Origin of the sequence: Haemophilus sp. HN_Hi16, assembly GCF_049823435.1 — a bacterium.
Lineage (GTDB): Bacteria > Pseudomonadota > Gammaproteobacteria > Enterobacterales > Pasteurellaceae > Haemophilus > Haemophilus influenzae_D.
Map to the genome: position 1 here is coordinate 343,438 of NZ_CP187500.1, position 25,422 is coordinate 368,859.

General features: G+C 38.4%; 20 protein-coding genes, 7 tRNA genes and 2 pseudogenes. 15 read left to right on the top strand and 14 right to left on the bottom strand.

The genetic code is table 11. From position 1 onward, the window contains the following. Positions 1–31: 31 nt before the first annotated feature. Entirely contained in the window at positions 32–919 is an 888-nt protein-coding gene (gene yafC, locus ACPT9C_RS01695) for a DNA-binding transcriptional regulator YafC (protein WP_038439516.1), read from the bottom strand. A 110-nt stretch (positions 920–1,029) separates the two neighbouring features. Here yafC and ACPT9C_RS01700 point away from each other — a divergent pair, with 110 nt between their 5' ends. Further along, positions 1,030–1,608 (top strand): NAD(P)H-dependent oxidoreductase, encoded by a 579-nt coding sequence (locus tag ACPT9C_RS01700; protein ID WP_050949059.1) that lies wholly within the window; start codon positions 1,030–1,032, stop codon positions 1,606–1,608. Between the two features lie 62 nt (positions 1,609–1,670). On the opposite strand, the gene rimO is transcribed toward ACPT9C_RS01700, so the two are convergent. Continuing rightward, the gene (rimO, locus tag ACPT9C_RS01705) at positions 1,671–3,008 is read right to left on the bottom strand and encodes a 30S ribosomal protein S12 methylthiotransferase RimO (protein WP_425627474.1); all 1,338 of its coding nucleotides are present in this window, start codon (positions 3,006–3,008) and stop codon (positions 1,671–1,673) included. A 152-nt stretch (positions 3,009–3,160) separates the two neighbouring features. Here rimO and ACPT9C_RS01710 point away from each other — a divergent pair, with 152 nt between their 5' ends. The 9 genes from ACPT9C_RS01710 (at position 3,161) to ACPT9C_RS01750 (ending at position 10,948) form a co-directional block, all read left to right on the top strand. After that, positions 3,161–3,877, top strand: coding sequence for an MgtC/SapB family protein (locus ACPT9C_RS01710; protein WP_005650876.1), 717 nt, complete (start codon positions 3,161–3,163; stop codon positions 3,875–3,877). Positions 3,878–4,042: 165 nt separating this feature from the next. Further along, complete coding sequence (asd, locus tag ACPT9C_RS01715; protein WP_012055145.1) at positions 4,043–5,158, top strand: aspartate-semialdehyde dehydrogenase; 1,116 nt, start codon at positions 4,043–4,045, stop codon at positions 5,156–5,158. A gap of 53 nt (positions 5,159–5,211) precedes the next feature. Then, the gene (locus ACPT9C_RS01720; RefSeq protein ID WP_050949061.1) at positions 5,212–6,147 is read left to right on the top strand and encodes an alpha/beta fold hydrolase; all 936 of its coding nucleotides are present in this window, start codon (positions 5,212–5,214) and stop codon (positions 6,145–6,147) included. A gap of 184 nt (positions 6,148–6,331) precedes the next feature. Next, entirely contained in the window at positions 6,332–7,432 is a 1,101-nt protein-coding gene (locus ACPT9C_RS01725; RefSeq protein WP_050949062.1) for a NapC/NirT family cytochrome c, read from the top strand. A gap of 25 nt (positions 7,433–7,457) precedes the next feature. Beyond that, positions 7,458–9,935, top strand: a complete 2,478-nt coding sequence (gene torA / locus ACPT9C_RS01730; RefSeq protein ID WP_050949063.1) for a trimethylamine-N-oxide reductase TorA — start codon at positions 7,458–7,460, stop codon at positions 9,933–9,935. Between the two features lie 280 nt (positions 9,936–10,215). Then, positions 10,216–10,310: transfer RNA gene (locus ACPT9C_RS01735), tRNA-Ser, on the top strand. A gap of 20 nt (positions 10,311–10,330) precedes the next feature. After that, positions 10,331–10,407, top strand: a tRNA-Arg gene (locus ACPT9C_RS01740). 57 nt (positions 10,408–10,464) lie between these two features. Beyond that, positions 10,465–10,541, top strand: a tRNA-Arg gene (locus tag ACPT9C_RS01745). 95 nt (positions 10,542–10,636) lie between these two features. Further along, complete coding sequence (locus ACPT9C_RS01750; RefSeq protein WP_044345235.1) at positions 10,637–10,948, top strand: DUF5389 family protein; 312 nt, start codon at positions 10,637–10,639, stop codon at positions 10,946–10,948. A 34-nt stretch (positions 10,949–10,982) separates the two neighbouring features. Here the strand turns inward: ACPT9C_RS01750 and glmU are convergent, their stop codons facing one another. The 5 genes from glmU to hflD all read right to left on the bottom strand — a co-directional run bounded on the left by glmU (position 10,983) and on the right by hflD (position 15,710). Continuing rightward, complete coding sequence (gene glmU, locus ACPT9C_RS01755; RefSeq protein ID WP_050949064.1) at positions 10,983–12,353, bottom strand: bifunctional UDP-N-acetylglucosamine diphosphorylase/glucosamine-1-phosphate N-acetyltransferase GlmU; 1,371 nt, start codon at positions 12,351–12,353, stop codon at positions 10,983–10,985. A 157-nt stretch (positions 12,354–12,510) separates the two neighbouring features. Further along, positions 12,511–12,882: a 50S ribosomal protein L7/L12 gene (gene rplL / locus ACPT9C_RS01760; protein WP_005650892.1), complete on the bottom strand. Its 372-nt coding sequence runs from the start codon at positions 12,880–12,882 to the stop codon at positions 12,511–12,513. A gap of 54 nt (positions 12,883–12,936) precedes the next feature. Next, positions 12,937–13,428, bottom strand: a complete 492-nt coding sequence (rplJ, locus tag ACPT9C_RS01765) for a 50S ribosomal protein L10 (RefSeq protein ID WP_005626605.1) — start codon at positions 13,426–13,428, stop codon at positions 12,937–12,939. Positions 13,429–13,699: 271 nt separating this feature from the next. Next, on the bottom strand, positions 13,700–15,070 hold the full coding sequence (gene purB / locus ACPT9C_RS01770) for an adenylosuccinate lyase (protein ID WP_050949065.1): 1,371 nt from the start codon (positions 15,068–15,070) through the stop codon (positions 13,700–13,702). Between the two features lie 22 nt (positions 15,071–15,092). Continuing rightward, entirely contained in the window at positions 15,093–15,710 is a 618-nt protein-coding gene (hflD, locus tag ACPT9C_RS01775) for a high frequency lysogenization protein HflD (protein ID WP_021034556.1), read from the bottom strand. A gap of 128 nt (positions 15,711–15,838) precedes the next feature. On the opposite strand from hflD, the gene trpS reads away from it, so the two are divergent. The 4 genes and pseudogenes from trpS to ACPT9C_RS01795 form a co-directional block, all read left to right on the top strand. After that, positions 15,839–16,843 (top strand): tryptophan--tRNA ligase, encoded by a 1,005-nt coding sequence (gene trpS / locus ACPT9C_RS01780; protein WP_050949066.1) that lies wholly within the window; start codon positions 15,839–15,841, stop codon positions 16,841–16,843. 22 nt (positions 16,844–16,865) lie between these two features. Beyond that, positions 16,866–17,156: a YfcZ/YiiS family protein gene (locus ACPT9C_RS01785; protein ID WP_050949067.1), complete on the top strand. Its 291-nt coding sequence runs from the start codon at positions 16,866–16,868 to the stop codon at positions 17,154–17,156. Positions 17,157–17,508: 352 nt separating this feature from the next. Next, positions 17,509–20,772, top strand: coding sequence for a TonB-dependent hemoglobin/transferrin/lactoferrin family receptor (locus tag ACPT9C_RS01790; protein WP_425627475.1), 3,264 nt, complete (start codon positions 17,509–17,511; stop codon positions 20,770–20,772). Between the two features lie 52 nt (positions 20,773–20,824). Beyond that, a pseudogene (locus tag ACPT9C_RS01795) lies at positions 20,825–20,929 on the top strand (DUF406 family protein); the annotation flags it as partial. A gap of 53 nt (positions 20,930–20,982) precedes the next feature. On the opposite strand, the gene dusA reads toward ACPT9C_RS01795, so the two are convergent. The 7 genes and pseudogenes from dusA to ACPT9C_RS01830 form a co-directional block, all read right to left on the bottom strand. Further along, positions 20,983–21,966 (bottom strand): tRNA dihydrouridine(20/20a) synthase DusA, encoded by a 984-nt coding sequence (dusA, locus tag ACPT9C_RS01800; RefSeq protein ID WP_050949453.1) that lies wholly within the window; start codon positions 21,964–21,966, stop codon positions 20,983–20,985. Positions 21,967–21,968: 2 nt separating this feature from the next. Next, positions 21,969–22,325: pseudogene (locus ACPT9C_RS01805) on the bottom strand (chloride channel protein); the annotation flags it as partial. 189 nt (positions 22,326–22,514) lie between these two features. After that, positions 22,515–23,699, bottom strand: a complete 1,185-nt coding sequence (tuf, locus tag ACPT9C_RS01810; RefSeq protein ID WP_005667564.1) for an elongation factor Tu — start codon at positions 23,697–23,699, stop codon at positions 22,515–22,517. A gap of 104 nt (positions 23,700–23,803) precedes the next feature. After that, a tRNA-Thr gene (locus ACPT9C_RS01815) sits at positions 23,804–23,879 on the bottom strand. 3 nt (positions 23,880–23,882) lie between these two features. Beyond that, positions 23,883–23,957 (bottom strand) — tRNA-Gly (locus tag ACPT9C_RS01820). Positions 23,958–23,999: 42 nt separating this feature from the next. Then, positions 24,000–24,084 (bottom strand) — tRNA-Tyr (locus tag ACPT9C_RS01825). 29 nt (positions 24,085–24,113) lie between these two features. Next, positions 24,114–24,189: transfer RNA gene (locus ACPT9C_RS01830), tRNA-Thr, on the bottom strand. A 214-nt stretch (positions 24,190–24,403) separates the two neighbouring features. On the opposite strand from ACPT9C_RS01830, the gene coaA reads away from it, so the two are divergent. Continuing rightward, complete coding sequence (gene coaA, locus ACPT9C_RS01835; RefSeq protein ID WP_005667563.1) at positions 24,404–25,339, top strand: type I pantothenate kinase; 936 nt, start codon at positions 24,404–24,406, stop codon at positions 25,337–25,339. The last annotated feature ends 83 nt before the right edge of the window (positions 25,340–25,422 follow it).

Here is a 25,422-nt window from a genome sequence, read left to right on the forward strand (position 1 = left end):
GACTTTAAAATTTGATGCTTATGAATTTTAATTATCCCCTCAGCTTTTCTGCTAAAAAGTCTAAAAACACACGTAGGCGAAGATTGACAGCTTTATCACTGTAATAAACAGCGTTGAAAGGGAGTGTTTCATCGGTGATGTGATTAGAAAATAGGGGAATTAATTTTCCTTCAGCGATGTCATTGTCTACCAAAAAATCTGATAAGCAAGCGATACCACAACCTGAAAGGCACAATGACCGTAAGATTTCACCGCTGCTGGCGGTAAAGTGCGGTGAGATTTTATAGGGATTTCCTTGAGCATCTAGAACCGCCCATGTATTTAGAGAACTAGGTTCAGTGAAGCCTAAACATTGATGGTTGGCAAGATCTTCAGTTGATTGTGGTGTACCGTGTTTTGCCAAGTATTCTGGACTGGCAACTAATCGGAATTGGCTATCAAACAGATGACGAGCACGCAACCCAGAATCATTCAATTCTCCAGCTCGTAAAGCAATATCGACTTTGCGTTCAATCAGATTGATATAGCCTTCGGAAGAAACTAGCGAAAGTTGGATATGCGGATAACGTTCGTTGAATTTCGCTGCTAATGGCACTAGCAGATGTAACACCATCGGCATGGCGGAATCTACGCGTAGTACGCCTTGTGGTACTTCGTGCACAGCCAACATTTCAGCTTCTGCTGCAGCCATTTCTTGCAGAATTTTCTGCACTCGGCGAAAATATTGTGAACCTTCTTCTGTTAGTCTTAGCTGTCGCGTGGTGCGGTTGATTAGGTTAACGCCTAATTTTTCTTCTAACCTTTTCACCACACGGCTTACAGCAGAATTTGCCATCGCTAGCTGTTTGGCCGCACGGCTGAAACTACCATTTTCGACTACTTGTACAAATACGGTTAATTCTTCAGAAGTTGTTTTCATTTTATTATTCTGTTTAACGCAAAAGAGTTTTTTTATTTTTGCACTTTTTAAGTATAAAGTAAAACAGCATAATAAAGCTCTCTTTGGATTATTGCTTTAGGAGCAAAAAGATGAATATTTTATTATTAGACGGTGGTAAAGCGTTTGGACATTCTCACGGCGAGTTGAACCACACGCTTCATAAAAAAGCGAAAGAAGTTTTGACCGCACTTGGACACAATGTAAAAGAAACTGTGATCGATGCTGGCTATGATGTTGAAGCAGAAATCGAAAAATTCTTGTGGATGGATGCCGTGATTTGGCAAATGCCGAGCTGGTGGATGCACGAACCTTGGACAGTGAAAAAATACATAGACGAAGTATTAACCAGCGGACACGGCAAGTTATATCACAGTGATGGCAGACACAGCGTTAATCCAACCGAGGGCTATGGCACAGGCGGCTTGTTGCAAGGCAAAAAACATATGCTTTCACTTACTTGGAATGCACCGATTGAAGCCTTTACTCGCGAAGGCGATTTCTTTGAAGGCAAAGGTGTGGATGTGTTGTATATGCATTTCCACAAACTCAATGAGTTCATCGGCTTGACCCGTCTGCCGACATTCTTATGTAACGATGTGGTTAAAAATCCACAAGTAGAACAATATTTATCAGACTACCAAGCACATTTGGAAAAAGTGTTTGGCTAATAAAAAATCCATCTTCAATACGAAGATGGATTTTTTGTTTATTTCCTTGAGATTGTTGTTATTTAACAACTTCCCCACAAATCATATTCATCAGAATTTGTGATGGTTACTTTAATCACGTCGCCCACTTTGACATTGATTCCGCTTAAATTATCTACATAAACTAAACCATCCACTTCAGGGGCATCTGATTTGGAGCGGCCAATAATGCCTTCTTCGTCAATTTCATCCACTAATACATCAAGAGTTTTACTGATTTTTTGTTTTAAACGGTTTGCAGAAATTTCCTGTTGTAATTGCATGAAACGATGGAAACGTTCTTCTTTCACATCTTCTGGCACTTGGTCAGCCATATCTGTTGCAGGTGCGCCTTCAACGGGGCTGAATTTGAAACAGCCTACGCGATCAAGCTGGGCTTCTTTTAAGAAATCGAGCAATAATTGGAAATCTTCTTCTGTTTCTCCTGGGAAACCTACAATGAAAGTGGAGCGTAATGTTAAATCAGGGCAAATTTCACGCCATTGTTTAATGCGTTCTAAAGTGCGGTCAATACTGCCCGGTCTTTTCATTGCTTTTAAGATTTTCGGGCTGGCGTGTTGTAATGGAATGTCTAAATACGGCAAGAGCGTGCCGTCTGCCATTAATGGAATTAAATCATCCACATGCGGATAGGGATACACATAATGTAAGCGAACCCAAATGCCAAGTTTGCCAAGCTGTTTACAAAGGGTCATTAAATCATTTTTAATTGGCATGCCATTCCAGAAAGCCGTTTTTACACCGCCCTCTTGGCGTTTTAAATCCATGGAATAAGCGGAAGTGTCTTGTGATACCACAAGTAATTCTTTTACGCCTGCTTCGGCTAAACGTTTTGCTTCGTCCAAAACTTGCGTAATAGAGCGGCTTTCCAAATCGCCACGCATAGATGGAATAATGCAGAACGTACAACGGTGATCACAGCCTTCAGAGATTTTCAAATAGGCATAATGTTTTGGTGTCAGTTTTACGCCTTGTTTTGGTACTAAGCTGGTGTAAGGGTTATGTGTCGGCTTTGACACGTATTTGTGAACTTGAGCCATCACTGTTTCATAACTATGTGGGCCGCTAACTTCCAAAACTTTAGGATGCACTTCACGAATTTGGTCTTCTTTTGCCCCCAAACAGCCAGTTACAATGACGCGCCCATTTTCTTCTAATGCTTCGCCAATCGCTTCGAGGGATTCCTGCACCGCGCTGTCAATAAATCCACAAGTATTCACAATCACTAAATCAACATTTTCATAGCTTGGCACAATGTTGTAACCATCGGTGCGTAGTTCCGTTAAGATTCGTTCAGAATCTACTAAGTTTTTGGGGCAACCAAGGCTTACAAAGCCAATGCTTGGAGTTGAATTTTGCATAAAAATAACCGTTTTTTCGCTCTATAAAATTTCAAGCACAAGATTTTACTCAATTTTCGCAAGAAAGGCGATAAATTAAAGGCTTGGAAGAGTAAAGATTTTAAGCTAAGTGATGTAGAATAGATGGTTATGTCGGAATCATTTTTATCATTATGGAAAATTCATCCTTACTTTTAACCGCACTTTTCGATCCTGATCACTTAATTATTTTTAGCAAAATGCTATTGGCGATGGTGCTTGGTAGTATTATTGGCTTAGAGCGTGAACTTAAACGTAAACCTGTGGGTGTAAAAACCTGCGCTATTATTGCCGTCACCACTTGTGTGCTAACCATTGTTTCGATTCAAGCCGCAGAGCATTATGCACAAGTTTCAGACAATATTCGTACGGATCCGATGCGTCTTGCGGCTCAAGTGATTAGTGGAATCGGTTTTTTAGGTGCTGGTGTGATTTTGCATAAGAAAAATGATGCGATTTCAGGTTTAACCACTGCGGCGATTATTTGGGCTTCTGCGGGGATCGGTATTGCTGCTGGAGCAGGTTTCGTATTCGATGCGGTCATTGCAACTGTGATGATTTTGGTGTCTATTCGATTAAGTCCGTTGGTACAACGTTGGGTACATCGTAAATCGCAACGTCGTCGGACAAAATTCAATATTCTTGTCAATGGTGCGGAAAGTATTGGAAAAGTCACTCAATTGTTAGTAAACAATCAGTATCGTATTGAACATATACAAGTGAAAGATCAAAGTAGTGGTGAAGTGCGGTTACAAATCTGTTGTTTTTCCATTGATTCCACAATGTTGAAAGATGCGTATGCGTTGTTGAAAGCGGAAGAAGGTGTAATGAGTGTGGAAGTAGATAACTAGAAAAAGAGTGATTAAATTAAATTTTCTTTTAAATTAACCACACTTTTTTATTTTTTATTTAATTTCTTTCACAACAGATCAATTTTCATTAAAAATACTTGATTTTGCTAACGCTATCTTGTAATTAGTAATTCTATTCAAACACAACAAACTAAGGAAACAACAATGAAAAATGTAGGCTTTATCGGTTGGCGCGGAATGGTCGGTTCCGTATTAATGGATCGTATGTCGCAGGAAAATGATTTTGAAAATCTTAATCCTGTATTTTTTACAACTTCACAAGCAGGTCAAAAAGCCCCTGTATTTGCAGGTAAAGAAGCGGGTAAGCTTAAAAATGCATTCGACATTGATGAACTTAAAAAATTAGACATTATCGTGACTTGCCAAGGTGGCGACTATACCAATGAAGTCTATCCAAAATTAAAAGCAACAGGTTGGGACGGTTATTGGGTTGATGCTGCTTCCGCATTACGTATGAAAGATGATGCAATTATTGTTCTTGATCCAGTAAACCAACACGTGATTTCTGAAGGCTTGAAAAAAGGCATTAAAACTTTTGTAGGCGGTAACTGTACGGTAAGCTTAATGTTGATGGCTATCGGTGGTTTGTTTGAGAAAGATTTAGTGGAATGGGTATCTGTCGCAACTTATCAAGCGGCTTCGGGTGCAGGCGCAAAAAATATGCGTGAATTACTTTCACAAATGGGTTTATTAGAACAAGCGGTTTCTAGTGAATTAAAAGACCCAGCTTCTTCTATTTTAGATATTGAACGTAAAGTGACTGCAGAAATGCGTTCTGATAACTTCCCAACGGATAATTTTGGTGCAGCATTAGGCGGTAGCTTAATTCCTTGGATTGACAAACTTCTTCCTGAAACAGGGCAAACTAAAGAAGAATGGAAAGGCTATGCAGAAACCAATAAAATCTTAGGTTTAAGCGACAATCCAATTCCTGTTGATGGTTTATGTGTGCGTATCGGTGCATTACGTTGCCACAGCCAAGCGTTCACCATCAAACTGAAAAAAGACTTACCATTAGAAGAAATCGAACAAATTTTAGCGGCTCACAACGAATGGGTTAAAGTGATTCCAAACGACAAAGAAACCACATTGCGTGAATTAACGCCAGCGAAAGTAACTGGTACATTAAGCGTGCCAGTGGGGCGTTTACGTAAATTGGCTATGGGACCTGAATATTTAGCAGCCTTTACTGTAGGCGACCAATTATTATGGGGTGCGGCAGAGCCAGTTCGCCGTATTTTAAAACAATTAGTGGCATAGTTTTACTTTCACTACAAAGGGCGTATTTACTACGCCCTTTTCATTAGAAAATTATGATCAGAGAACCTTATTTTCATCAATTTGCTCTTAAAGAATTACTGCCTTTTTTTAAGCAATTTCCGACGCAATATCTTTCTGGTAAACAAAATATAAAATTAGCTTATCGTCATTTGATTCAACCTGAAAGTGCGGTCAGAAAATTGATGATTTTAGTAAATGGTCGAGCAGAAAATATGCTGAAATGGACTGAATTGGCTTATGATTTTTATCATCAAGGCTATGATGTGCTGCTATTTGATCACCGTGGTCAAGGCTATTCACAGCGTATTATTCCTCAAAAAGGGCATTTAGACGAATTTCGTTTCTATGTCGATGATATGGCGAAAATCATCGAAAAAGTAACCGCACTTTTCAGCTATTCAACACAGCATTTGCTTGCTCATTCAATGGGCGCATTGATTTCCACCTATTATTTGGCAAATTGTGATCATCGCATTAATAAAGCGGTACTTTCTTCGCCTTTTTACGGTATTCCTTTAAAACATCCAATTAGAGATGAACTGATTATTGCCCTAATGAATATTTTAGGACAAGGCGAGCGTTATGTTTTTGGCAAAGGCGATTATCAACAAACCCACTTGGAATACAATGAATTAACTTTCTGTAAAACCAGAATGAAATGGATGAATCGTGTAAATCGTAAAAATCCAGCAATTAATCTTGGCGGGCCAACATTCCGTTGGGTGCATTTGTGTTTGAATGCAATTAAACGTTTGCCGAAAGTTATTCCTAAGATTGAAATTCCAATCCTAATTTTACAAGCGGAAAAAGAAAAAATCGTAGATAACAAAAATCTTGAAAAATTAACCGCACTTTTTCCTCATGCAGAATCCATGCTTGTATCTCAAGCAAAACATGAAATCCTTTTTGAAAAGGATAACGTGAGAAAAGCAGTGCTTGAACGCATGAATCAATTTCTTCATTCTTAAATTTTCCTAATTAGATTAAATATAAAACATTATATATTTATTTATGTAATGTTTTTTTATTTTTATCTCATGAGTGTTTAAGCTTTTATTGAGCAAGATCATAGTTTCTTTCTCACTATATCCCTACAATCCATAATACTTATTTATAGTTATACTTTTTATTGTTTGTATAGTTGGAGTGTCTATGTCAAAAATGAAGAAAATTGTCACCGCACTTTGCTTGGTGGGTGTCGGTGCTGTAGCATTGTGGGGAACGCAGTGGGTTATGCATAAAACCAGTACAACTGAGTTTTGTGTAAGTTGTCATTCAATGAGCTATCCAAAAGCAGAATGGGAAGGTTCGAGCCACTTTGCGAATACAAAAGGCGTGCGAGCACAATGTTCAGACTGCCATATTCCAAAAGAAGGTTGGCATTATGTCAAAGCGAAATTTATTGCTTTAAAAGACTTGTGGTATGAAGCACAAGGCAAGATTGAGAATAAAGAAAAATATGAAGCTCATCGTGAGGAAATGGCACAACGAGTGTGGGACGATATGAAAGCCAACGATTCAGAAACCTGTCGCAGCTGCCACAGTTTTGATGCAATGGAGCTTTCAAAACAAACTAAATTAGCAAAACAAACTCATACAGATGCCCAAAAAAATGGCCAAACCTGTATTGATTGCCATAAAGGTATTGTTCACTTCCTTCCTGAAGCACATGGCGATCAAAATGCGCAAAAATCCTCTGCTGTACAAGGTGATACTCTCTCTGATGGTTCAGCCATTTTTGCCACTGAAATGATGAAAGCGACTAATGATAAAGGAAATGAGGTTCGCTTAATGCCTTATGCAGAATTAATGCAATGGAAAGTAAATGGCGATCAAGTTCAAGGCACCTTGCATGGTTGGCAACAAGTAGGAGCTGAAGCGCTTGTTTATCAAGAGTTAGGCAAACGTATCACGCTTGCTTTACTGGATGAAGATGCACGTAATCATGTTCAAGTATTAAAAACAGTTCATGATGCAGTAACAGATTCTGACTGGAAAGAAATCAATGTTGCGGTGAATGTTAAAAAAGAAAAAATGACATCAGATTTAGCCGCACTTAATCAATACGGTAGTCAGTTAAATCAAACTCAATGTAGTAGTTGTCACGCAGCAATTAGTGCGGACCATTACACGGCTAACCAATGGATTGGTGTGGTGAATTCTATGAAAGACCGTACATCAATGAACAAAGATGAAGTACGTGCATTAACTATTTATCTGCAACGCAATGCCAAAGATATGGCAAAAAAATAATTACTGAGTATCTAACGAGGCTGAAATGAAAAAAAATAACGTAAACGAACAACGTCGTGATTTTCTGAAAAAAACATCTTTAGGCGTGGCTGGTAGTGCCCTTTCCGGTGGTATGGTGGGCATTGTATCAAAAAGTGCTGTAGCAAAAGAAGCTGAAATGAAAACGGTAGTGACTGCCGCTCATTGGGGATCTCTTGGGGTTGTTGTACAAGATGGTAAGGTCGTGAAATCTGGTCCTGCTATTGAGCCTGCAGTGCCGAACGAATTGCAAACAGTTGTTGCCGATCAATTGTATAACGAAGCCCGCGTGAAATATCCAATGGTGCGTAAAGGCTTTTTAGCTAACCCAGGAAAAAGCGATACTACAATGCGTGGTCGTGATGAATGGGTGCGTGTTTCTTGGGATGAAGCGTTAGATTTAGTACACAATCAGCTTAAACGCATTCGTGACGAACATGGACCAACAGGTATTTTTGCCGGTTCTTATGGTTGGTTTAGTTGTGGTTCATTACATGCTTCTCGTACGTTATTACAGCGCTATATGAACGCTACTGGTGGTTTTGTGGGTCATAAAGGGGACTACTCTACGGGTGCCGCACAAGTCATCATGCCGCATGTGCTTGGTACTATTGAAGTCTATGAACAACAAACCAGCTGGGAATCCATATTAGAAAGTAGTGATATTATTGTGCTTTGGTCTGCAAATCCACTCACAACCATGCGTATTGCTTGGATGTCTACTGACCAAAAAGGGATTGAATATTTCAAAAAATTCCAAGCGAGTGGAAAACGCATTATTTGTATCGACCCACAAAAAAGCGAAACTTGCCAAATGCTGAATGCAGAATGGATTCCGGTGAATACAGCAACGGATGTACCATTAATGCTTGGTATTGCGCATACTTTAGTTGAACAAGGTAAGCACGATAAAGATTTCTTGAAAAAATACACGTCGGGTTATGCTAAATTCGAGGAATATTTATTAGGTAAAACCGATGGCCAACCAAAAACAGCAGAATGGGCGGCAAAAATTTGTGGTGTACCAGCAGAAACGATTAAACAGCTTGCAGCAGATTTCTCTAGCAAACGTACTATGTTAATGGGGGGCTGGGGTATGCAACGCCAACGCCATGGTGAACAAACCCACTGGATGTTAGTAACGCTAGCGTCTGTGTTGGGACAAATTGGCTTGCCAGGTGGTGGTTTCGGTTTAAGTTATCACTATTCAAATGGTGGGGTGCCAACAGCGACAGGGGGTATTATCGGCTCCATTACCGCAAGTCCATCAGGCAAAGCGGGTGCAAAAACATGGTTGGATGATACCTCTAAATCTGCCTTCCCATTAGCTCGTATTGCTGATGTGTTGCTCCATCCAGGTAAAAAAATTCAGTATAACGGTACTGAAATTACTTATCCTGACATCAAAGCGGTATATTGGGCAGGTGGTAACCCGTTCGTTCACCATCAAGATACCAATACCTTAGTGAAAGCTTTCCAGAAACCTGATGTGGTGATTGTCAATGAGGTGAACTGGACGCCAACTGCACGCATGGCAGATATTGTATTGCCGGCAACTACCAGTTATGAACGTAATGACTTAACCATGGCAGGCGACTACTCCATGATGAGCGTTTACCCGATGAAACAAGTAGTTCCACCACAATTTGAAGCGAAAAATGACTACGATATTTTCGTTGAACTCGCAAAACGAGCAGGTGTGGAAGAACAATACACTGAAGGTAAAACGGAAATGGAATGGCTGGAAGAATTCTACAATGCAGCCTTTACTGCCGCACGTGCAAACCGTGTAGCAATGCCACGTTTTGATAAATTCTGGGCAGAAAATAAACCATTAAGTTTTGAAGTGGGCGAAGCCGCGAAGAAATGGGTGCGTTATGGTGAATTCCGTGAAGATCCATTGCTCAATCCGCTCGGCACGCCATCAGGCAAAATTGAGATTTTCTCTGATGTTATTGAGAAAATGCATTATAACGACTGTAAAGGTCACCCAAGCTGGATGGAGCCAGAAGAATTTGCGGGTAATGTGACAGAAGAATATCCGTTAGCTTTAGTGACGCCACATCCTTACTATCGTTTACATAGCCAATTGGCACATACTTCATTACGTCAAAAATATGCGGTAAATGATCGTGAGCCAGTGATGATTCACCCTGAAGATGCCACTGCTCGCGGTATTAAAGACGGTGATATTGTTCGCATTCATAGCAAACGCGGTCAAGTGCTTGCAGGTGCGGTTGTCACAGAAAACATCATCAAAGGTACTGTCGCTCTCCATGAAGGCGCGTGGTATGACCCAATGGACTTAGGTGAAAGTGAAAAACCATTGTGTAAAAATGGTTGTGCAAATGTCTTAACTAGAGATGAAGGTACATCTAAATTGGCACAGGGTAATTCTCCAAATACTTGTATCGTTCAGATTGAGAAATTTACAGGTGTAGCACTAGAAGTTACGGTATTTAAACAACCTAAACAGGTGGCGTAAAACTATTAAAAATATAACCGCACTTCAAAAAGTGCGGTTCTTTTTTAATAATAGAACGAAGAAGCATTAACAGCACTAAATTCTAAACATGAGGTGTTATTTGAGCAAGATGAATTAAGACGGGAAACAATGTCTAAGATTTTAGTATTTTTGAATGATAAGTAGATTTTTATTCAATAGTATATTTAATGTGTAGATAAAATATTCAAACAGGTGTGTTTTTCAAAAAATGGTTTGACATATTTTCTAAAAAACGTATTATACCGCTCACACTGATTGTGGTGAGATGGCCGAGCAGGCTGAAGGCGCTCCCCTGCTAAGGGAGTATGGGGTTAAAAAGCTCCATCGAGGGTTCGAATCCCTCTCTCACCGCCATTGTTTGTTTTATTTATTCTGCACCCGTAGCTCAGCTGGATAGAGTACTCGGCTACGAACCGAGCGGTCAGAGGTTCGAATCCTCTCGGGTGCGCCATTTTTAAAACGGCTCTATCTTATTAAAGTGGTTATGAATAATTAAAGCATCATCTACGCACCCGTAGCTCAGCTGGATAGAGTACTCGGCTACGAACCGAGCGGTCAAAGGTTCGAATCCTTTCGGGTGCGCCATTTCTACATTATTACTTTCATTAAAATATTCTTTACTATTCAATATATTTGTTATATTTATTTCTTGCATCTATTTATTTTTAATCATTTAAAATATGAAAAAACAATCTTTACCAACTAAATTTAGTCCATTTGCTTGGGGGCTTGCTGCTTTTTGTTCGCCTATATTATTGTGTCCAATGGCACTGTTAATTTCTACGGCATTCAGTAAAAACCCTTATCTAACAAACTGGCAAATCAATTTATTTTCAATACTTTTTTGGGTTTATCCCTTTATTCTAGCCATTACAGCTCGAATACTATACCTTATTCATCAACATAAACCTAAACTAGCAAATAAATTATTAATATTAAGTGCGGTCATTTTTTATGTGGTTTTAATTACGATTTGTAAAATTGGTTTATAAAAAAATCCTACGATAAAACGTAGGATTTTTTATTTTATTTTTTCTTTATTGGTCGCTGCCAACCTTGAATATGTCGTTGAGCAACTCTTGTAATCACTAATTCATTTTCGCCTACATCACGTGTAATTGTTGTGCCTGCACCAATAGTTGCACCACTTGCGACTTTCACTGGCGCGACTAATTGTGTATCAGATCCCACAAATACATCATTACCGATGATCGTTTTAAATTTATTTGCACCATCGTAGTTACAGGTGATAACACCCGCACCAATATTACAATTTGAACCGATTTCTGAATCGCCAACATAAGTTAAATGATTTACTTTAGAGCCTTTACCAACGGTAGATTTTTTAATTTCTACAAAGTTACCGACATGCGTTTCAGCTGCGAGTTCTGCACCTGGGCGTAAACGAGAAAATGGACCAATTGCGGCTTTTTCTCCCACTACAGAATCCTCTAGCACAGAATAGGGTTTTATTTCTACATCATTGCCAATAACAACATTTTTCAATACGCAACCTGCGCCAATTTTTATGCGATCGCCGAGTTTAACACGACCTTCGATAATAACATTAACGTCGATTTCCACATCTTTTCCATGCTCTAATGTTCCACGTAGGTCAAAGCGAGCGGGATCGTAGATCATTACGCCTTCAAGTAATAATTTGGAGGCTTGTTTATTTTGAAAATAACGTTCAAGTGCGGCTAATTGTAAGCGATTATTTGCACCTTCAACTTCCATGACATCTGTTGCTTGTACGGCAATCACTTGGCAATTATCCTGGTTTGCGAGAGCAATAAGATCCGTTAAGTAATATTCGCCTTGAGCATTATTATTGCCTACACGAGCTAGCCATTTTTTGAAACTTGCACCATCGGATACCATCACGCCAGTATTTACTTCTTTAATATTTAGTTGATCTGCATTTGCATCTTTTTGTTCTACAATTGCTACAACATTCCCATTTTCACGGATAATTCGTCCATAGCCTGTTGGGTTATCTAAATTTACGGTAAGCAATGCAATGCCATTTTCTGGTTTCGCTTCAATTAATTTTTCTAATGTTTCTTTCGTTATTAACGGTGCATCGCCGTAAAGCACAACAATATTTTCGTTATCTTTAAAGAAAGGTGCCGCTTGTTGAACTGCATGTGCTGTGCCAAGTTGTTCTGTTTGTAATACCCAGTTTACTTGTTCATTTGCAAGATGGGTACGCATTAAGTCCCCACCGTGACCATAGATTAAATGAATATTTTCTGAGCCTAATTGATGGGTGGTATCAATCACGTGTTTTACCATTGGTTTACCAGCGATTGTATGTAGCACTTTAGGTAAATCAGAATACATGCGAGTTCCTTTTCCAGCTGCTAAAATTACCGCACTTAATGCTTTTTTTGTCATAGATTTTCTCTTTATTCATCAATAATGGGTAATATTCTATCGTAGAAAGATAGCGAATGGTAAGTTTTTAAGTAAAAGCTATAACAGACTTTTAGATAAGAAAAAAACCGACGGTTTCCCATCGGTTTTTTGAATTTTAAAGTGGTTAAAATAGAAATTATTTAACTTCTACTTCTGCACCCGCTTCTTCTAATTCTTTCTTAAGTGCTTCAGCTTCTTCTTTAGAAACGCCTTCTTTTAAGTTAGCTGGAGCAGATTCAACTAAATCTTTAGCTTCTTTTAAGCCTAAACCAGTTGCACCACGTACTGCTTTAATTACTGCTACTTTGTTAGCACCTGCAGATTTAAGTACAACGTCGAATTCAGTTTTTTCTTCTGCTGCCGCTGCACCGCCTGCTGCTGGAGCTGCTGCTACTGCTGCCGCTGCTGAAACACCGAATTTTTCTTCCATCGCTGCGATTAATTCAACGATTTCAGTTACAGTTTTTGAAGCAATCGCTTCAATGATTTGTTCGTTAGTTAATGACATAACAATCAATTCCTAAAATAAATAAAGTTAGATGAAGTAAGAAACGCTTAATGATTAAGCTGCTTCTTGTAATTTGTCGCGTAATGCCGCGAAGGTGCGAGCAAGTTTGCCTGCTGCAGCTTCTTTCATTGTGCCCATTAAACGTGCAATCGCTTCTTCGTAAGTTGGTAATGTTGCCAAGAATTCAACATCTTGGATTTTACCTTCAAAGGCTGCACCTTTAATTTCAAACTTATCGTTTGCTTTAGCAAACTCTTTGAACAAACGAGCAGCTGCGCCCGGGTGTTCGTTAGAGAACGCGATAAGTGTTGGACCTACAAACGTATCTTTTAAGCATTCGTAATCTGTGCCTTCAACTGCGCGACGTAATAAAGTATTACGAACTACACGCATTGTAACGCCAGCTTCACGTGCTGATTTACGTAATTCAGTCATTTTCTCAACAGTTACACCGCGAGAATCCGCGATTACTGCTGAAAGTGCACCTTTGGCTGCTTCATTTACTTCAGCAACAATTGCTTGTTTGTCTTGAAGATTTAATGCCATTGGCTTTTAGCTCCTGAATACACTCCGATTACTCGGAATTAATTTACCTAATCCTAAGACTAGGATGACTTCGGCGCCCAGAAGCAAGAAAAATTCTTATTCTGTTCACCATCTACGTAGGATAATTAAGATTACTCCCCTACGGTCTTGGATGGGGCTTGAATAGGTCAAGCACCAACCAGAAATTTGTTAGATTGACTAACACAGGCACAGGATTATAGAGAAAAGCTATGTTCTTGTAAAGAATATTGTTGGAAAAAGAGCCAAATTCCTATGATAGCTTCTCTACTAATTCCACTGCAGCCCCAATATAAGTAGCGGGTGTTAATTTTTGTAAACGTAATTTTTCTTCTTGTGGAATAGCCAACTTATCAATGAATTCACGCATAGCTTGTTCTGTCACTCGTTTACCTCGCGTTAATTCTTTTAATTTTTCGTAAGGTTTTTCTATTCCATAGCGGCGCATTACGGTTTGAATTGGTTCAGCTAAAACTTCCCAGTTTTGATTGAGTTCTTCTAATAAGTGCGGTTGATTTACTTCAAGTTTACTAATTCCTTTGCGCGTTGAAGCATAAGCAATCAAACAATAACCTAATCCTACGCCTAAATTACGTAATACGGTTGAATCCGTTAAGTCACGCTGCCAGCGAGAAATTGGTAATTTTTGACCTAAATGGGTCATTACTGCATTGGCTAACCCTAGATTGCCCTCTGAGTTTTCAAAATCAATTGGATTGACTTTATGTGGCATGGTTGAAGAACCAATTTCGCCTGCAATAGTTCGTTGTTTAAAGTGATTTAATGCAATGTATCCCCATAAATCACGATCAAAATCAATGATAATGGTATTAAAGCGTACTACTGCATCAAAAAATTCAGCAATGTAATCGTGCGGCTCAATTTGCGTGGTATAAGGATTCCATTGAATACCTAATGAAGTGACAAATTCTTCGCTGAATTTATGCCAATCAATATTAGGATATGCTGATAAATGTGCATTGTAGTTACCTACCGCACCATTGATTTTACCTAAGATTTCCGCGTTCTGAAGTTGTTTAAATTGACGTTTTAGGCGGTAAACGACATTCGCCATTTCTTTGCCCACTGTGCTTGGTGAAGCTGGCTGACCATGTGTGCGAGAAAGTAATGGGATCGTTTTATATTCTTCTGCAAGACGAGTGATTTCATCAATCAATTTTTTCCATTCTGGTAAAATCACTTCGTCACGAGCGGTACTTAACATTAATGCGTGAGAGAGGTTGTTAATATCTTCTGAGGTGCAAGCGAAGTGAATAAATTCGGAAACGTTCATTAGTTCCACTTCATTTTGAATTTTCTCTTTCAGAAAATATTCAACGGCCTTTACATCGTGATTAGTTGTGCGTTCAATTTCTTTAATATGCGCAGCATCTGTTTCATTAAAATTAGCCACAATTCCATCTAAAAAAGCATTTGCTTGCATAGAAAATGTCGGTACTTCAGTAATGTCTGCCGTTGAAGCTAATTTTTGTAACCAACGAACTTCCACAGCTACACGGAATTTCATTAACCCGAATTCGCTAAAAATAGCACGTAATGGCGTTACTTTATCTTGATAACGACCATCAAGAGGAGAAAGTGCGGTCAGTGTAGAGAGTTGCATAAATGTTTGCTCCAGAATTGTATTAATAAATAGAAGAATAAATCTGTTTTGCGGTGGCAAGTAATTTTCTGCGGAAAAATAAAATTTGCCATTTTGTTCCGCCCATTTGTTTCCATAGCACAGCAGAGCGAATGCCTGCAAGTAGCACTGCACGAATTTTATTTTGCACGAGTTCTTGTCGCAAATAATCAGGTGAGCCTAGTATGTGAATTTTTTTGCCCAATGGGCTAATAACGTCGCTGTAAATATTTGCCATAATAGATAGCATTGTTTCACTATCGCGAGCGTAATGAATTTCCTGTTCTTTTAGGCGAGAAATTCGATTGCCTAATGTTTGTTTGGCATCGGGATTTTTCGATAATTTCCCTTCTAATGCCAAAAGGCTTAGCCAATAGCGAGTTAAATTTTGATCACCTTGCGCGTTGAGCTGATGAATTAAGGTTTCTAGACCTAATTTTAAATGACGAACTTCCCCACCAAAAACATCTTCGATTTGTTGTGGTTGGGTAATGAAAAGGCTATTAAGTGCGGTTAAAAATGTATCTGAATCTGCTCGGCTTTCTGTTGCAAGTTGATGAACCAATTTTGCTGATTGGCACACGCCAGCAAGGGCAAGAACAATATCGTGGTAGTTTTTCATTAGAAAATAGTAGGAAAACGTTTCCGTTAAATATAGCATTTTTAACCTAGCTTTTGAACTCGAACATTAAAAAAGCCTAGAGTTTCTGATATGATGAGCGAACAGTTTTAAGGTATTAAGGATTGATTATGGCAAAACCAATTGTTTTTAGTGGCGTGCAGCCTTCTGGTGAATTAACTATCGGAAATTATTTGGGCGCGTTGCGCAACTGGGTGAAAATGCAAGAGGATTATGAATGTATTTTCTGCGTAGTTGATTTACATGCGATCACTGTGCGTCAAGATCCTGTTGCCCTTCGCAAAGCAACGCTTGATGTGCTTGCTCTTTATTTGGCGTGCGGAATTGATCCAAATAAAAGTACTATTTTTGTTCAATCTCACGTTCCAGAACACACGCAATTAAACTGGGTGTTAAACTGCTACACTTATTTTGGTGAAATGAGCCGAATGACGCAATTCAAAGATAAATCAGCGCGTTATGAAGAAAATATTAACGTGGGTTTGTTTGATTATCCTGTGTTAATGGCGGCGGATATTTTACTTTATCAAGCAAAAAGCGTGCCTGTTGGCGATGACCAAAAACAACACTTAGAAATTACGCGTGATATTGCAAATCGCTTTAATGCGCTCTATGGCAATATTTTTACCATTCCTGAAATTTTCATTGGAAAAGCAGGTGCGCGTATTATGTCATTGCAAGATCCTGAAAAGAAAATGTCAAAATCAGATGATAACCGCAACAATGTAGTGACACTTTTAGAAGATCCAAAATCTGTGGCGAAGAAAATTAAACGTGCCGTAACAGATTCAGATGAGCCGCCAGTTGTTCGTTATGATGTGCAAAATAAAGCGGGGGTATCCAATCTTTTAGATATTCTTTCTGCGGTTACGGATAAGCCAATTGCTGATCTTGAAAAAGAATTTGAAGGTAAAATGTACGGACATTTAAAAACTGCAGTAGCGGATGAAGTCTCAACTTTACTTGCTGGTTTACAAGAACGTTTCCATCAATATCGTGATGATGAAGCTTTATTAGATAATATCTTACGACAAGGTGCGGAAAAAGCGCGTGCAAAAGCCCAAGAAACCTTGGCGAAAGTGTATGAAGCAGTAGGTTTTGTTGCTGCAAAATAATCTGAATAAAAGGGATAATATTATGGCAATTCAAACTGAAAAACCGATTGAATGTGTAGGTTGTAACACATTTGATATGAAATCACTTTTCGATAATCGTGATTGTAGTCAGGTTATTGAATATATTTATGACGGTGAAGAACAAGCGCAAGAAGCGCTCGCATTTTTTACCCAGAAAGCGCGTGATGTAGAAAGTGAACCTTGTGAAATTCAATCTGAAATTACAAAAGTGGATGATGGCTATTTATTAAAGGCAGATTTCACTTTCTGTTGTCAAGCTGAATTGGTGATTTTTCAAATGCGTATTGCGTAAGAAAAACAGCTGAAAAATAAGCCGCACTTTTGCGGCTTATTTTGAACCTATCCCAAACGTAGGGTGGGCTTCAGCCCACCAAAATATCTTACGATTGTTTGTTGGTGGGCTAAAGCCCACCCTACAATTACTAAAGAAATCTACGCAGTCGATAAAAGAGTGATTAAAATTTGCATTTTGATGATTTTAAAATACGGCTTACAAACAAAAGTGCGGTCAAAATAATTTTCTTTTATGCTCATACAAAGCAATTAGGATTTTGTACTTATTATACTTTTTCATTTTGATATTGATTAGATAAATTGAATTATTTAATATATGACAATTATTATCATTAAAAATAAGGAAACCTATGACCAACTTTAAATTCAGCCTGCTTGCTTGCTCTATTGCATTTGCATTAAATGCAAGCACAGCCTATGCTGCCCAACCAACCAACCAACCAACCAACCAACCAACCAACCAACCAACCAACCAACCAACCAACCAACCAACCAACCAACCAACCAACCAACCAACCAACCAACCAACCAACCAACCAACCAACCAACCAACCAACCAACCAACCAACCAACCAACCAACCAACCAACCAACCAACCAACCAACCAAAATAGTAATCTTTCTGAACAACTAGAACAAATAAATGTATCTGGTTCTACCGAAAATAGTGATTCGAAAACACCACCAAAAATTGCTGAAACAGTAAAATCAGCAAAAAAATTAGAAAAAGAACAGGCACAAGATGTTAAAGATCTCGTACGTTATGAAACAGGGATTACTGTCGTAGAGGCGGGACGTTTTGGGAATAGTGGCTTTGCCGTTCGAGGAGTAGATGAAAATCGTGTAGCCGTTCAAATAGATGGATTGCATCAAGCAGAAACAATTTCCTCACAAGGTTTTAAAGAGCTTTTTGAAGGCTATGGAAACTTCAATAACACGAGAAACACTGCAGAGATTGAAACCCTCAAACAAGTAACTATTCGTAAAGGCGCAGACTCGCTAAAATCAGGGAGTGGTGCATTAGGTGGTTCAGTAAGTTTTGATACAAAAGATGCAAGAGATTATTTACTTAACAAAAATTACTATGCTTCCTATAAAAGAGGCTATAACACAGCAGATAACCAAAATCTTCAAACACTCTCTCTTGCTGGGCGTTATAAATATTTTGATGCAATTGCAGTAATTACATCACGTAAAGGCCATGAATTAGAAAACTATGGTTATAAAAATTATAACGATAGAATACAAGGTAGAGAAAGAGAAAAAGCCGATCCTTATCGAAGAACGCAAGAAAGTAAACTGTTAAAATTTGCTTTTCAACCCACTGAAAATCACCGCTTGTCTGTAGTGGTAGATTTATATAAACAAACGTCTAAAGGTCATGACTTTTCTTATACTCTAAAACCAAACACGGAGTATATGACCTATGACGAGGTAGAATTACGCCATACCAATGATAAAGTGGATCGTAAAAATCTTGCGTTTACTTATGAAAACTTCACAACAACACCGCTTTGGGATACATTGAAAATCACCTATTCCCAACAAAAAATTACAACCCGAGCAAGAACAGACGATTACTGTGATGGGAATGACAAATGTGCCTTGGCTGGAAATCCGCTTGGAATGAAATATAACAATGAAAATAAACTTATTGGGAAAGATGGTAATCCTGTTAAATATAAAGATATTGATCAAAAGAATACAGCAAAAGAAAAAACAACGGAATTAACCCAAACAGGGAAATATCCTTGGAAAAGAGTTGATTGGGATAAAATTAGATCCAAACATCCAAATGCCACCATTCAGAAATATTGTGAAGAAGATGATGGCGATGCTTGTACTTATATAATAGAAACTCGTCAAAAAGAAAACACCTTTGAAATCAATGGCAAAAAATACGATCTATTATCTGAAGCACATAAAAACGTTATCTCTGATGAACAAAGATTGCCGACTAACGTCAATTATCTTTTTAGTTGTGATGGCTTAAATTGCGACTATGGAAAAATTCAAGGCTTTAACAAAGATGGAACTACTGAAGATATTCCTTTTGAGGTAATTTACAAAAACGGCAAAAAATATGCCAAAACAGCAGTTAAAGCTAATAATCAGCTATCTGGGCCATACCTATTTATGCCAAATAAAAAAGGTTATCAGACTAATCTTTGGTCGCAACGTGACTTAACAAGTGAAACTAAACAAATTAACCTTGACTTAACAAAACATCTTGAATTAGGTAAAACACAGCACGATTTGTCTTATGGTGGCTTGTGGTCTGAAATGGAAAAATCAATGACCAATATTTCTGGTGATTCCCCAATGAATGTAAAATGGTGGGCACAATATCCACATAGTTGTGAGACCTTTTTGCCACCTTCAACAACGGTTCTTAATGCGAAACCAACGTTAAATCCAGAACGGACGAGTACATTATGTAATAATGTCAATGTGTTCTCTTTCCTCATTCCAGTGAAAACGAAAACAGGTGCGTTATATTTTATTAATGATTTCCGTGTGAATAACTATGTAGCTTTTAATTTAGGTTATCGTTATGATCGAGTGAAATATGAACCAGAATATATTCCTGGAAAAACACCAAAAATCCCTGATGATATAGTCGCTAATCTTTATGTAAAAAAGCCTGAATTTAAAGAGGAAGAAACCCCCGAAGAATTAAAGAAAAAAGAAGCCAATGCTGCCGCAAATATTAAAGAATTTGCTCAACCCAAAAAATTCTCTGCAAGCTCTTACTCTGTGGGGACAACGCTTGATCCATTAAGTTGGTTACGCTTACAAGCAAAATATGGTAAAGCATTCCGTGCACCAACAAGTGATGAAATTTACTTCACTTTCTTGCATCCAGATTTTTCTATTCGACCAAATAGAGATCTTCAAGCAGAAACGGCAAAAACAAAAGAGCTAGCTTTAACCTTACATAACGAAATAGGTTACGTGACGACTTCTGTTTTTGACACACGCTATCGTAATTTTATTGATTTAGCCTATAAAGGTCTTTATAACGTTCAGAGACATTCAAAACTGACGCCATATCACACATATCAAAATGTAAATAGACCAAATGCTAAAGTAACTGGTTTGGAAATTGCGTCGCAAATCTCTTTAGGAAAGATGACTCAATTCCTTGATGGTTTGAGCCTAAGTTATAAGTTTACTTATCAAAAAGGTAAAATAGATGGCAATGTACCAATGAATGCTATTCAACCAAAAACCTCTGTTTATGGCGTGAGTTATGCTCATCCTGCTGATAAATTTGGCTTAGACCTGTACTTTACTCACGTCTCTGCCAAAAATGCAGAAGATACTTATAATATGTTCTATAAAGAAGAAAGAAAAAAAGACAGCACAATTAAATGGAGAAGTGAATCTTATACAACCATTGATTTGTTAGGATATATCAAACCAATTAAAAATCTTACTTTAAGAGCAGGGGTATATAATTTAACCAATAGAAAATATATTACTTGGGACTCTGCGAGATCAATTAGACCATTTGGTACAAGTAATATGATTAATCAAGATACGGGATTAGGTATCAATCGTTTCTACGCTCCAGGCAGAAACTATAGAATGTCAGTTCAGTTTGAGTTTTAGTTATCTCTAAAACCCAAAGTGATATTATTTATAGGGTCGGCTTATGCCCCCTATAACAACTGAAATTACAAAAGTGGATGATGGTTATTTATTAAAGGCAAATTTCACTTTTTGTTGTCAAGCTGAATTGGTGATTTTTCAAATGCGTATTGCGTAAGAAAAACAGCTGAAAAATAAGCCGCACTTTTGCGGCTTATTTTGTTTTTAGGATTAGCTTTCTACAAAGCTTAAGGCTGTTTCAACCACTTCAATTCCTGCGCCTTGTTTAAACGCATTTTCGCTTAAATAGCGTCGCCATTGACGAGCACCTTTGCAATTTTGGAATGCGCCTAATATATGACGGACGATATGATTCAGGTGTATGCCTTGGCTAAGTTGTTGTTCAATATAAGGAAGCATTGACCGTACCGCTTCATGAGCGGTAATAATTGGTGCGTTAGGATCAAATAAGGCTTGGTCAATTTGCCCAAGTAAACTTGGATTTTGATAGGCCTCTCGCCCAACCATCACGCCGTCCACATATTGCAAATGTTGCTTCATTTCTTCAATGGTTTTTATACCACCATTAATTGCAATAGTTAGATGTGGAAAATCACGTTTTAGTTGATACACCCGAGTATAATCTAATGGCGGAATTTCTCGATTTTCTTTGGGACTTAACCCCGAAAGCCAAGCTTTTCGTGCGTGGATAATAAACTCTTGGCAACCTTTTCCTTGAACTTTTTCAATAAAATCACATAAAAATTCATAGCTGTCTAATTCATCAATGCCAATACGCGTTTTCACAGTGACTGGAATTTTGACCGCACTTTGCATTTGTTCTACACAGTCTGCCACCAAATCTGCTTTCGCCATTAAGCAAGCACCAAACATTCCATTTTGTACGCGATCAGAAGGGCATCCTACATTAAGATTAATTTCGTGATAGCCTCGTTCCTCAGCAAGTTTTGCGCAATATTTGAGTTGTTCAGGATCGCTTCCTCCCAGCTGTAACGCAACGGGATTTTCTTGTAAATCAAAATCCAAGTGGTCATATTTTGCGTGGATAATCGCTGGTGCTGTGACCATTTCAGTGTAAAGTAATGCGTGCTTTGAAAATTGGCGATGAAAATAACGACAATGGCGTGTTGTCCAATCTAACATTGGTGCAACAGAAAAACGGCCGCGGTAAAAGTGCGGTAGATTTTGAGGCATTTTTATTTCTCTTGTTCGGTTTTGCTACGTAATTCTTCGGCTTGGCGAGCTTGCATTTGCTGGAGAAAACAGCCTGCAGCAAAGTGGTAAAATGGTTTTGGGCTAAATTGGTGCGAGATTATGGATGCAATAATGCTGGAAATCAAGAGCCAAATGAGAACGGGTTGTGCACCTGTCATTTCCATTACAATAACACTGGCTGTAACTGGCGATTGTGTGCAGCCAGCTAAAAATGCCACCATACATAAAATCACCAAAAAACGTTGATCAACCATACCACCACTTAGATCCCAAAGCATTGTGCCAATGCCTGCGCCTGTTGTCAGTGATGGGGTAAAGATACCACCGGCAATACCATTCCTAGGGGTAACATAAACCAAACTGCAACAGGATATTTAGATGACCAGTGAGCATTTAGTTCTAATCCAAAATCAGATAATTTAGTAAATATTTACATATATAAAATAAAAAAGTGCGGAGAATTTTCCCCGCACTTTTCTTTTTGTTTCTTCTGTCTTTTATCTTTAAGACATTCAGGAATCCATCAATTATTTGATGATTTTCGCAACAACACCCGCACCTACTGTACGGCCACCTTCACGGATTGCGAAACGTAAACCTTGGTCCATCGCGATTGGGTGGATTAAGCTTACTGTCATCTTGATGTTATCACCAGGCATTACCATTTCCACGCCTTCTGGTAATTCGATTGTACCAGTTACGTCTGTTGTACGGAAATAGAATTGTGGACGGTAACCTTTGAAGAATGGAGTATGACGACCACCTTCATCTTTTGATAATACGTATACTTCTGATTCAAAATCAGTGTGTGGTGTGATTGAACCTGGTTTCGCTAATACTTGACCACGTTCGATTTCTTCACGTTTGGTACCACGTAATAATGCACCGATATTTTCACCTGCACGACCTTCGTCAAGTAATTTACGGAACATTTCAACACCTGTTACAGTAGTTTTCGCTGTATCTTTGATACCGACGATTTCTACTTCATCGCCTGTACGGATGATACCACGTTCTACACGACCAGTTACTACTGTACCACGACCTGAGATTGAGAACACATCTTCGATTGGAAGAAGGAACGGTTGGTCAATCGCACGCTCTGGCTCTGGGATGTAAGTATCTAAGTGGTTTGCTAACTCAAGGATTTTTTCTTCCCATTCTGCTACGCCGTTTAATGCTTGTAATGCTGAACCACGTACGATTGGCGTGTCGTCACCTGGGAAGTCATATTGAGAAAGAAGTTCACGTACTTCCATTTCTACTAATTCTAATAACTCTTCGTCATCTACCATATCGCATTTGTTTAAGAATACGATGATATATGGTACACCTACTTGGCGACCTAATAAGATGTGTTCACGAGTTTGCGGCATAGGACCATCTGTTGCTGCTACTACTAAAATAGCACCATCCATTTGCGCCGCACCGGTAATCATGTTTTTAACATAGTCGGCGTGTCCTGGACAGTCTACGTGTGCATAGTGGCGAGTTGGTGTATCGTATTCAACATGTGAAGTGTTGATGGTAATACCACGCGCTTTTTCTTCTGGCGCGTTATCGATTTGGTCAAATGCACGCGCTGCACCACCGTAATGTTTTGCTAATACGGTTGTGATTGCTGCTGTTAAAGTTGTTTTACCGTGGTCAACGTGGCCGATTGTACCCACGTTTACGTGCGGTTTTGTACGTTCAAATTTTTCTTTAGACATTGAAATAGTCCCTCTAAATAGACACGGTTATCGATGGGTAAATTAAACCACATTAACCAATAAATTTATTTGCTGATTGATATAAGGATGAGGAATTATAAGACTGGTGCTGATAGGCGGATTTGAACCGCCGACCTCACCCTTACCAAGGGTGCGCTCTACCAACTGAGCTATATCAGCGTCTGGAGCGGGCAGCGGGAATCGAACCCGCATCATTAGCTTGGAAGGCTAAGGTAATAGCCATTATACGATGCCCGCAAGTCCTAAATTCGTCTGTCCCATCAGGATCCATCTAAAAGATGGTGGAGGGAGAAGGATTCGAACCTTCGAAGGCTGAGCCAACAGATTTACAGTCTGCCCCCTTTGGCCGCTCGGGAACCCCTCCACACTAAATGAATACTTGATACGAAAGAATGGTGCCGACTATCGGAATCGAACTGATGACCTACTGATTACAAGTCAGTTGCTCTACCTACTGAGCTAAGTCGGCGTGTCGTAAGCAAGTGAGGCGTATTATATGGAAAAAACTTTAACTGACAAGTATTTTTTATAAAAAAGTTTATTTTTTTGATTATTCGTTTAAATCACAATCAAAAAAGTGATTTTTTAATCAAATTAGCGTACATTTAATGAAAAATGAATGCTAAATTTTTATTTATAGCGTATATTTTTCTCTGTTTATTTAGCCATCAAATAAAATTATTGTGGAATTTTCAACTCAGCAAACACCTTTTTTAAGCTTTAATCGTGAACAATGGGCGGAATTACGTAAATCCGTTCCATTAAAATTGACAGAACAGGATCTCAAACCACTCTTAGGCTTTAATGAAGACCTTTCATTAGATGAAGTAAGTACAATTTACCTACCATTAACTCGTCTTATTAACTATTACATTGATGAAAATTTACATCGCCAAACGGTACTACATCGTTTTTTAGGCAGAAATAATGCCAAAACACCTTACATAATTAGTATTGCTGGCAGTGTCGCTGTTGGGAAAAGCACTTCTGCACGTATTCTACAATCTCTACTTTCTCATTGGCCAACTGAAAGAAAAGTTGATCTCATCACAACAGATGGGTTTCTTTATCCATTAAACAAGCTTAAACAAGATAATCTTTTACAAAAGAAAGGTTTTCCCGTTTCTTATGACACACCTAAACTCATTCGCTTTTTAGCGGATGTAAAATCAGGTAAAAGCAATGTTACAGCACCAATTTACTCTCATTTAACATACGATATTATTCCCGATAAATTTGATGTGGTAGATAAACCTGACATTCTTATTTTAGAAGGCTTGAATGTACTTCAAACGGGTAATAATAAAACCGATCAAACATTCGTATCAGATTTTGTGGATTTCTCTATTTATGTTGATGCTGAAGAAAAATTATTGAAAGAATGGTATATCAAACGATTTCTGAAATTCCGCGAAAGTGCATTCAACGATCCTAATTCTTACTTTAAACATTACGCAAGCTTATCAAAAGAAGAGGCTATCGCGACGGCAAGTAAAATCTGGGATGAAATTAACGGATTAAATCTCAATCAAAACATTCTTCCAACCCGTGAGCGAGCAAATTTAATTCTAAAAAAAGGTCATAATCATCAAGTAGAATTAATAAAATTAAGAAAATAAAAATTCGCACGTAAAAACGAGCGAATCTTAGTCAATGCCTAACTCAAAATCAGTTATTGATAAAAATATCGTAAAAAATTACC